At 75.7% G+C, this 8395-nt stretch carries 9 protein-coding genes and 1 pseudogene; 3 read left to right on the plus strand and 7 right to left on the minus strand.

The features are described from left to right. Window positions 1-135: 135 nt before the first annotated feature. Window positions 136-429: pseudogene (locus ACRYMN_RS20295) on the minus strand (GntR family transcriptional regulator); the annotation flags it as partial. An 81-nt stretch (window positions 430-510) separates the two neighbouring features. On the opposite strand from ACRYMN_RS20295, the gene ACRYMN_RS20300 reads away from it, so the two are divergent. Next, entirely contained in the window at window positions 511-1158 is a 648-nt protein-coding gene (locus tag ACRYMN_RS20300) for a UdgX family uracil-DNA binding protein (RefSeq protein ID WP_432499149.1), read from the plus strand. A gap of 14 nt (window positions 1159-1172) precedes the next feature. Here the strand turns inward: ACRYMN_RS20300 and ACRYMN_RS20305 are convergent, their stop codons facing one another. Continuing rightward, window positions 1173-2243 (minus strand): PfkB family carbohydrate kinase, encoded by a 1071-nt coding sequence (locus ACRYMN_RS20305; RefSeq protein ID WP_432499151.1) that lies wholly within the window; start codon window positions 2241-2243, stop codon window positions 1173-1175. A gap of 140 nt (window positions 2244-2383) precedes the next feature. Between ACRYMN_RS20305 and ACRYMN_RS20310 the strand changes: the two genes are divergently transcribed. Continuing rightward, window positions 2384-3418, plus strand: coding sequence for an aldo/keto reductase (locus tag ACRYMN_RS20310; RefSeq protein ID WP_432499154.1), 1035 nt, complete (start codon window positions 2384-2386; stop codon window positions 3416-3418). Window positions 3419-3480: 62 nt separating this feature from the next. Here the strand turns inward: ACRYMN_RS20310 and ACRYMN_RS20315 are convergent, their stop codons facing one another. The 5 genes from ACRYMN_RS20315 to ACRYMN_RS20335 form a co-directional block, all read right to left on the minus strand. Further along, window positions 3481-4473 (minus strand): YihY/virulence factor BrkB family protein, encoded by a 993-nt coding sequence (locus tag ACRYMN_RS20315; protein WP_432499157.1) that lies wholly within the window; start codon window positions 4471-4473, stop codon window positions 3481-3483. 68 nt (window positions 4474-4541) lie between these two features. Beyond that, window positions 4542-4688, minus strand: a complete 147-nt coding sequence (locus tag ACRYMN_RS20320) for a hypothetical protein (protein ID WP_432499159.1) — start codon at window positions 4686-4688, stop codon at window positions 4542-4544. Window positions 4689-4801: 113 nt separating this feature from the next. After that, window positions 4802-5668, minus strand: coding sequence for a DUF3618 domain-containing protein (locus ACRYMN_RS20325; RefSeq protein ID WP_432499161.1), 867 nt, complete (start codon window positions 5666-5668; stop codon window positions 4802-4804). Further along, on the minus strand, window positions 5644-6069 hold the full coding sequence (locus ACRYMN_RS20330; RefSeq protein ID WP_432499164.1) for a phage holin family protein: 426 nt from the start codon (window positions 6067-6069) through the stop codon (window positions 5644-5646). The genes ACRYMN_RS20325 and ACRYMN_RS20330 overlap by 25 nt, the downstream gene beginning before the upstream one ends. Next, window positions 6066-7016: a hypothetical protein gene (locus ACRYMN_RS20335; protein ID WP_432499167.1), complete on the minus strand. Its 951-nt coding sequence runs from the start codon at window positions 7014-7016 to the stop codon at window positions 6066-6068. The genes ACRYMN_RS20330 and ACRYMN_RS20335 overlap by 4 nt, the downstream gene beginning before the upstream one ends. A gap of 287 nt (window positions 7017-7303) precedes the next feature. On the opposite strand from ACRYMN_RS20335, the gene ACRYMN_RS20340 reads away from it, so the two are divergent. Continuing rightward, window positions 7304-8230 carry a manganese catalase gene (locus tag ACRYMN_RS20340; RefSeq protein WP_432499170.1) on the plus strand — a complete coding sequence of 309 codons (927 nt, stop codon included), beginning with the start codon at window positions 7304-7306 and terminating at the stop codon, window positions 8228-8230. Window positions 8231-8395 lie beyond the last annotated feature (165 nt).

The raw sequence follows: 8395 nt of genomic DNA on the forward strand, positions 1-8395 counted from the left end.
TCGCGGCGCCCCCGGTCCTCACGCGCCTGAGCCTCGAGGGCGGGATCTGAGCCGCACCCCGGCGACGCGCGCAGGGGGGGGGGGGGGGCCCCCCCCCCGGCCCCCCCCCCCCCCCCCCCCCCCCCCCCCCCCCCCCGCGGCGGTGTGCACCTCGACGAGCTCGCGGGCCTCGAGGACGTCCTCGACCTCGGCCGGGGAGACGGGCACGACGAGCGCGCCGCGCTTGGGCACCAGGTGCACCAGGCCCTCGGCGTGCAGCCGCAGCAGCGCCTCGCGCGCGGGGGTGCGCGAGACGCCGACGCGCTCGGCGGCCTCGCCCTCGGTGAGCAGGTGCCCGCCGGGCAGGGAGCGGTCGAGGATGGCGGCCTTGACCTCGGCGTAGACGCGCTCGGCCGCGGGCGGGAGGGGATGCACCCCGGTGGTGTCCATGACGCATCCATGGTGCCAGCCGGTGCCGGGCCGGACGCGGCCGGGTGGCGGGCGGGCCCGCCAGGCCGTAGGACAGGGCCCGTGGTCACGCGGATCGAGCGCCCCGGCGCGCAGGAGTGGGTCCCCGAGGGCGCCGGCGTGGAGCAGCTGCGCGAGGCCGCGGCGAGCTGCCGCGGGTGCGAGCTGTGGGAGCCGGCCACGCAGGTCGTCTTCTCCGCCGGCTCGCCCGGAGCGCGCGTGGCGCTGGTGGGCGAGCAGCCCGGCGACCAGGAGGACCGGCGCGGGGTGCCGTTCGTCGGCCCCGCCGGGCGGCTGCTGCAGCGCGCCGTCGACGAGGCCGGGCTGGACCGCGGGGGCGTGTACGTGACCAACGCGGTCAAGCACTTCCGCTTCGAGCAGCGCTCCCCCGGCGCGCGGCGCATCCACAAGAGCCCGGACCTGGCGCACATCACCGCCTGCCGCCCCTGGCTGGCCGCCGAGCTGGCGCAGGTGGACCCCGAGGTCGTCGTCTGCCTGGGCGCCACCGCCGCCAAGGCGCTGATGCCCAAGGACTTCCGCGTCACCAGGGACCGCGGCCGGCCGTACCGGATCACCACCTCGCGCGGGGAGAAGACCTTCCTGGGCACCATCCACCCCTCGGCGGTGCTGCGGGTGCCCGAGGAGGGGCGCCAGGACGCCTACGACGCGCTCGTGGCCGACCTGCGGGTGGTCGTCGAGGCCCTGGGCTGACGCCCGCGCGGCGCTCAGGCGGGGTGGGGGGCGCTGGGCCCGCGCGGCAGGTCGTTGCGCACCGACAGGGTCGCCGAGGCGCGCCGCACGGCCCGCCCGTGCTCGGCGGGCAGCACCCCGCGCAGGAAGTCGTAGCGGCGCACCAGCTCGGCCGTGGCCGAGGTGCGCGGGCCGCGGCGCAGGTGCGTCCACCAGTCGGCGATGTCGCCCCACCCGGGCGCCGAGAGGGAGCCGCCGAACTGCTGCACGCTCAGCCCCGCGCACAGGTTCGCGAACGCCAGCCGCTGCGCCAGCGGCCAGCCCGCCAGGGTGGCGGTGAGGAAACCCGCGGCGAAGACGTCGCCGGCGCCGGTGGCGTCCAGCGCCTGCAGGTTCAGCCCCGGCGCCTCCGCGCTCTCCCCCGTGGTCTGGTCCACCGCCACCGCGCCGTGCGCCCCGCGGGTGACCACCGCCACCGGCACCCGCTCGGACAGCGCCGAGACCGCCGCGCGCGCGTCGTCGGTGCGGGTGTAGCGCATCGCCTCGACGTGGTTGGGCAGGAACGCGTAGCAGTGGTCCAGGCCGGCGAGCACGTCCGGGCTCCAGCGCGTGGAGGAGTCCCAACCGACGTCGGCGAAGACGAGCGCGCCCTGGCTCTCCGCGCGCAGCACCCACGGCTGCGGGTCCGCCTCCAGGTGCGCCAGGCACGCGCGCGCCGGCGGCACGTCCACCGGGTCCGGGACCGGCGGGGGGTGCTCGTGGGTGACCATCGCCCGGTCCCCGCCGTAGGCGAGGGAGACGGTCACCGGCGAGTGCCAGTCGTCGACGCGGTGCGAGGCGGACAGGTCCACGCCCTCCTGCTCCCCCAGCGTCTCCCAGCAGAACTGCCCGTAGGCGTCGGTGCTGAACGCCGCGGCCAGGGAGGTGCTCAGCCCCAGCCGGGCGGTGGCCACGGCCATGTTCGCGATGCCGCCCGGGCACGAGCCCATGCCCGAGGTCCACACCTCCGTGCCCGGGCGCGGCTCGGCCTCCAGGCCGGTGAAGACGATGTCCAGGAACACCGTGCCGCGCACGTGCACGTCGAAGGGCTGCGGGGTCTCGGGCACGGCCCCGATGCTCGGTGATCGCGCCGCGCCCCGCAACGCCCCGCCCACCGCGCGGGGGCCGCCTCGCAGCCGGGCGCGCCCGGGGAGCAGGATGGCCGTGCAGGACGCAGCGAAGTCCACCCGTCTGGAGGAACCGCACGATGGAGTACCGGACCCTGGGCGGCAGCGGCACCGCCGTCTCCCACCTCGCGCTCGGCACGATGACGTTCGGCGGCGAGACCGACCGCGAGGGCGCCTTCGCCCAGCTCGACGCCTTCGTCGAGGCCGGCGGCACGCTGGTGGACACCGCCGACGTCTACACGCGGGGGACCTCCGAGGAGATCATCGGCGCCTGGTTCGCCGCGCGGCCGGCGGAGGTCACCGAGCGCGTCGTCCTGGCCACCAAGGGCCGCTTCCCCACCTCGAACGAGCCCAACGGCGTGGGGCTGTCGCGCCGGCACCTCACCCGCGCCCTGGACGCCTCGCTGCGCCGCCTGGGCCTGGAGGCGGTGGACCTGTACCAGGTGCACGCCTGGGACCCGTGGACGCCGATCGAGGAGACGCTGGAGACCCTCGACGCGTTCGTGCGCGCCGGCAAGGTGCACGACGTCGGGCTGTCGAACTTCACCGGCTGGCAGCTGCAGAAGGCGGTGAGCACCGCGGACTCCGCCGGGCTGGTGCGCCCGGTGACGCTGCAGCCGCAGTACAACCTGCTGGTGCGCGAGGTCGAGTGGGAGATCGTGCCCGCGGCGGAGGAGAACGGGCTGGGCCTGCTGCCGTGGTCGCCGCTGGGCGGGGGGTGGCTCTCGGGCAAGTACACCCGCGACGACACCCCCACCGGCGCCACCCGCCTGGGCGAGGACCCCGAGCGCGGCATGGAGGCGTACTCGCGCCGCAACGCCCAGCAGCGCACCTGGGACGTCATCGAGGCGGTGCAGCGCATCGCCGAGGCGCGCGGGGCGAGCATGGCGCAGGTCTCGCTGGCCTGGCTGGCCGCGCAGCCGGTGGTCTCCTCCGTCATCCTCGGCGCCCGCACGCTGGAGCAGCTGAGGGACAACCTCGGGGCGGCGGACCTGGAGCTGGAGGCCGACGAGCTCGACGCGCTGGACACCGCCAGCGACCCGCAGCCGGCGGACTACCCGTACGGCGCACCGGCCGAGCAGCAGCGCAGCCGCAAGCTCACCGGCGGACGGTGAACCTGCGGCTGCGCTGAGGGCGGGCTGAGGGCGGTGCGGCGCCGGCCGCGGGCCCTGAGGACCTAGCGGTCCTCGGGCTTGCGGTCGGCGGCCACCGCGTCGCGCCGGCCCATGGGCTGCGGCGGGCCGACGGTGGTGTCCTCGTCGGTCTGGCGCTCGGACTCGGCGTTGATCTCGGCGCCGAGCAGGATGGCGTAGCTGGTCAGCCACAGCCACATCAGCAGCACGACGACACCGGCCAGGGCGCCGTAGTTCTTCGTGTAGGAGGAGTTCCCCGAGACGCTGACGTAGATCGAGAAGCCGATCGAGACGATCAGCCACAGCACGGTGGCCACGGCCGCGCCCACGGAGGTCCACTTCATGCGCGGCGCGTCGCGGTCGGGGGCCAGGCGGTACACCGCGGCCAGGGCCACCAGGACGAGCACGAGCAGCAGCACCCAGCGCAGGACGTTGACGACGACGCTGACGATCCCGCTGGCACCCAGGGCGTTGACGAGCACCGGGGCGACCGCGATGCACGCGATGGCCAGCAGCATGAAGAGGATCGCGCCGACGGTCAGCAGCAGCGCGGTGCCCTTGACCTTGACGAAGCCGCGGGTCTCCTTCTCGTCGTAGGCCAGGTTCGTGGCCGACATGAGGTTCTGCACGCCGCTGGAGGCGCTCCACAGCGCCAGCACGATGGCCAGGGCGGCGCTCCACCCGGCGCTGGACTGGTTCTGGCCGACGGCCTCGACCTGGTCGACGACCAGGGCCCGGGCCTCCTCGGGGATGGCTGCGACGCCGTTGATCTGGTCGGTGATGGCCTGCGGGTCGCCGAAGAGGCTCCACAGCAGGAACGCGGCGGTCAGCGCCGGGAAGATGGCCAGGAACGCCTTGAAGGCGACGCCGGCGGCGAGCAGCGGGACCTGGTCGTCCTTCGCCTCGCGCCAGGCGCGCTTGGAGACCTGCAGCCAGCCCCTGGCCGGGATCTGCTGGGGGGACTCGGCCTTCTCGCCGTGCTCGCCGTGGTGCACCGACACGTCGTCGGTGTCGGAACGCTGGGTGGTCCTGCTCATGTCCTCCACTCTCCCGCCCCCGGGACCGGGGCGCGCGCCGAGCGCGTCCCGGCCCGGGTGCCGCTCGATCAGGGGGTCTGCGCGTCCCCGCGGGGTTCCGACGGCGCGTCGGCGTCGTCGGTGTCGAACGCCTCGTCCACGAGGTCGTCGGTGCCCTCCTGGACGGCGTCCCGCCCGCCGGGGGGCGTGGACTGCTCGTGCGGTCCGGTGCTCACGCGTCCTCCTCGTCCGGCGACGCCGCGGCAAGACGGGCCCTCAGGGCCCGCCCCGCCGCGGCGCGCGTGGTGGTGCTGGTCGACCGGTGGTGCCGGTCGGTGGTGCGGCCCGGTCAGCCGCGGGCGGTGTCGCGGACCTCGCCCGCGGCGGCCTGCCCGTGGCCCTTGACCTCGCCGACGGCGGTCTGGCCCTGGTCCTTGACCTCGCCGACGGCGGACTGGCCCTGCTGCTTGACCTCGCCCACCGCGGACTGGCCCTGCTCCTTGACGTGCCCGGCGGCGTCCTGCGCGTCCGAGCGCACCGCCTCCACGCCCTCCCTGGCGGTCTGGGCGACGTGCTGGGCGGCGCCGGCGGCCTGCTCCTGCAGGTTCCCGCGCACCTCCTGCACGCTCTCCTTCGCGGCCTCGATCACGCCGCCGCCGCGCTCCTTGGCGGCGTCGACGGCCTTGGCGGTGGCGCGCACCTCGCGCTCGCTGGCCGGCAGCAGCGAGGAGACCAGCCAGCCGGCGCCGAAGGCGATCAGGCCGGCCGCCAGCGGGTTGCCGCGGGTGCGGGAGGTCACGGCGACCCTCGCGTCGCCGGCCGAGCCCGCCGCGCCCTCGCGGGCGTGGCCGGCGGCGTCGCGGGCGTCGCCCACGGTGCCCCCGACGCGCTCGCGCAGGTCGCCGGCGGCGCCGCCGACGCGCTCGCGCAGGCCGCCGGCCGTGCCGCGCACGGAGTCGGCGGCGTCGTGCGCCGAGCCGGTGACGGAGTCCACCGCGTCGTGCGCGGAGCCCATGACGCGGTCCTTGAGGCCGATGGCGCGGTCCTTGACCTTGTCCACCTGGCGGTGCGCCACGTTGGAGGGGCTCAGGCGCTCGGTCAGCTCGTCGAGGTCGGCGCTGAGGGCGGAGCGCGTGCCGGCGATCTCGTCCTCGATGCGCTCGGGGCTGTCCGGCGCGGCCCGGTAGCCGCTCAGTTCGTCGGGTGCTTGGCCCATTGCACGTCCTCCTTCAGTGTCGTGGTGGTCCGCTCCAGGGGGGGCGGGACCTGCTTGAGCGCCTTCTGCCCGCTCTTGGCCAGCACGGCGGCGACCACCGCCCACACGACGGTGACGACCAGCGCTGCCCAGGCGTGACCGATGAGGTGGCCCAGGGCGAGGATCGCCAGCGCGGTCAGCGAGATGAGGAACAGGTGCCCGGCCACGCCGGCGCCGGCCAGCAGGCCCGCGCCGCGACCGGCGTTCTTGGCGTCCTGGCGCAGCTCCGTCTTGGCCAGGGCGATCTCCTGGCGCACCAGCGTGGACAGCTCCGTGGTGATGCTGGAGAAGATCTCCCCGATGGAGCGCTCGCCGCCGGCGGCCGAGCTGTCCGGCCGCGGGGCGCTGGTGGCCCCGCTCACGGCCGGGACCCGTGCGAGGGCGCGTCCGAGACCGACGGCACGTCCGAGCGCAGGTGGTGCGGCACGAGGTCCTCGATGGTGTTCTCGCCGTAGCGGGAGACGACCTCGTCCTGCTCCGAGCGGGTGCCGGTGGTGGTCGTGCCGGCGGTGGTCGTCCCCGTGCCCGCGTACGTGCCCGCGCCCGCGCCCGCGCCCGCGTAGGTGCCCGTGGTGCCGCCCGCGTAGGTCGGGGGCAGACCGGTCGAGCCGGGGGTCGGGGCGGTGCTCAGCGGCTCCAGCTCGCGGCCGGTGGCCGCCGCGGGGCCGCGGTCGTGGGCCTCCTTGGCGCCGCGGGTCAGGCGGCCCGCGAGGGCACCCGCCGCCAGCGCGCCCAGCAGGAACGTGCCCGGCTTGCGGCGCGCGTACGAGCGCAGCTGCTCGAGCAGCTCCTGCGGCTCGTGGTCGGACAGCGTGCGGCCCCAGGCCCCGGCGCGCTCGCCGGCCTGGCGCACGAGCTGGGTCGCCGGCCCCGAACCCTGGCTGGAGCGGCTCATCTGCGAGAGCTCCTCGCCGGCCTGGCTCAGCAGGGCGGCCAGCCTGTCGCGCTGGGTGGTGCTCTGCTCGTGCACCTGCTGGCGCAGCTGGCCGATCAGGTCGCCGGCCTGCGACTCGACGTCGGTGAGCACCTCGCCGAGCTGCTCGCGCGCGGACTGCACCACGTGCTCGGCCTCCTGCCGGGCGGTGCCGGCCAGCTGACCGGCCTGCTCCTTGGCGGTGCCCGCGACCTGACCGGCCTGCTCCTTCGCGGTGCCGGCCACCTGGCCGGCCTGCTCCTTGGCGGTGCCCGCGACCTGACCGGCCTGCTCCTTCGCGGTGCCGGCGGTCTGCTGGGCGCGCTGCTGCGCGTCGCCGCCCCCGGCGTCGGCGGCCGTGGCCCCCGATCCGCCCGTCACGTCGTACGTCGACATGCTCGCCTCCTCCTGTGGTCCCGCCAGGTGGGGTCCTCCCCACCCGCAACTCGTCCACCGGATCACTACCCGGCCTCGGGACGATCAAACGTGGAGATCAGGTCGGGCGCCACCGGGAGCCGGTGCGGGCGCCCGGGCGCGGCCGGGCGGCCGGAGCGGCCGGCGGACGTGGCGGGTTGAACCCCGCGGCGGGGGGTACGGGACCGGCGGAGGCAGGAAGCACCGGCCGCGACGGGCGGGGCTACCGGACCCCGCCGCCCGCGCACCCGCTCGACCAGGAGGTCACCGTGTACCGCCACACCCGCGAGCTGCAGTTCACCGCCAAGCCCGAGAAGCCCGACGCGCTGTTCGCCGCGAAGTTCCAGGAGATCCTGGGCGGCCAGTTCGGCGAGATGACCGTGATGATGCAGTACCTGTTCCAGGGCTGGAACTGCCGCGTGCCCGGCAAGTACAAGGACATGATCATGGACATCGGGACGGAGGAGATCTCCCACGTGGAGATGCTCACCGTCATGCAGGCGCGCCTGCTCGAGGGCGCCCCCGGCGAGACCACCGAGAAGGCCGCCGCCGCCAACCCGGTCCTGGCCGCGGTGCTGGGCGGGCAGAACCCCCAGCACGCCATCGTCTCCGGCGGCGGCGCGCGCCCCACCGACAGCCTGGGCAACCCCTGGAGCGCCGCCTACATCGTCGCCAGCGGCAACCTGCTCACCGACTTCCGCTCCAACGCGGCGGCCGAGGGGCAGAGCCGGCTGATGACCAGCCGCATCGCGAACATGACCGACGACCGCGGCGTGAAGGACATGCTCGCCTTCAACCTCGCGCGCGACACCTACCACCAGCAGCAGTGGCTGCTGGGCATCCAGATGCTCGTGGAGGAGGGTTTCGCCGAGAGCGAGATCGAGCACTCCAACGGGGACTGGGAGGACGAGTCCGCCGCGCACGTCTTCTACACGAGCACCAACGGCAGCCGCGCCGGCGAGGGCCTGTGGGCCACCGGCAACAGCGTCCTGGACGGCGAGCCGTTCCGCGTCGAGGAGCTGCGCCCGCTGACCGACGACGACGCCGTCCTGCCGGCGCCGGACCCGCTGCAGTTCGTCACCTACGACGGCAGCCAGGGTCCGGGCAAGCCGGGCAACGCCGTCGGCGGCGCTGTGCAGCAGGCCGAGAACGTCGTCACCAAGGTCAAGGACGCCCTCACCGGCGACAAGCACTGAGCGCCCCACCCGCCCCACCCGATCCACCCGATCCACCCGCCCGACCCGGGCGCGACCGGGTCGGGCGCGCGGGCCCGGGCGCCCCTCCCGCCGGGGTCGGGTGCCCGGGCCCCGTCGCGCCCGGCGCGGCGCGCTCAAGGCCGGCGGCCGCGGCGCCGACGACCA

The sequence above is a fragment of the Kineococcus gypseus genome, from assembly GCF_050871305.1.
GTDB classification, from domain to species: domain Bacteria; phylum Actinomycetota; class Actinomycetes; order Actinomycetales; family Kineococcaceae; genus Kineococcus; species Kineococcus gypseus.

Bases quoted from the DNA above. Each gene is read 5' to 3' on its own strand.
- ACRYMN_RS20310 (WP_432499154.1), top strand. From the start codon at position 2,384: ATGGAGTACCGGACCCTGGGCGGCAGCGGCACCGCCGTCTCCCACCTC.
- ACRYMN_RS20315 (WP_432499157.1), bottom strand. From the start codon at position 4,473: ATGAGCAGGACCACCCAGCGTTCCGACACCGACGACGTGTCGGTGCAC.
- ACRYMN_RS20325 (WP_432499161.1), bottom strand. From the start codon at position 5,668: ATGGGCCAAGCACCCGACGAACTGAGCGGCTACCGGGCCGCGCCGGAC.
- ACRYMN_RS20335 (WP_432499167.1), bottom strand. From the start codon at position 7,016: ATGTCGACGTACGACGTGACGGGCGGATCGGGGGCCACGGCCGCCGAC.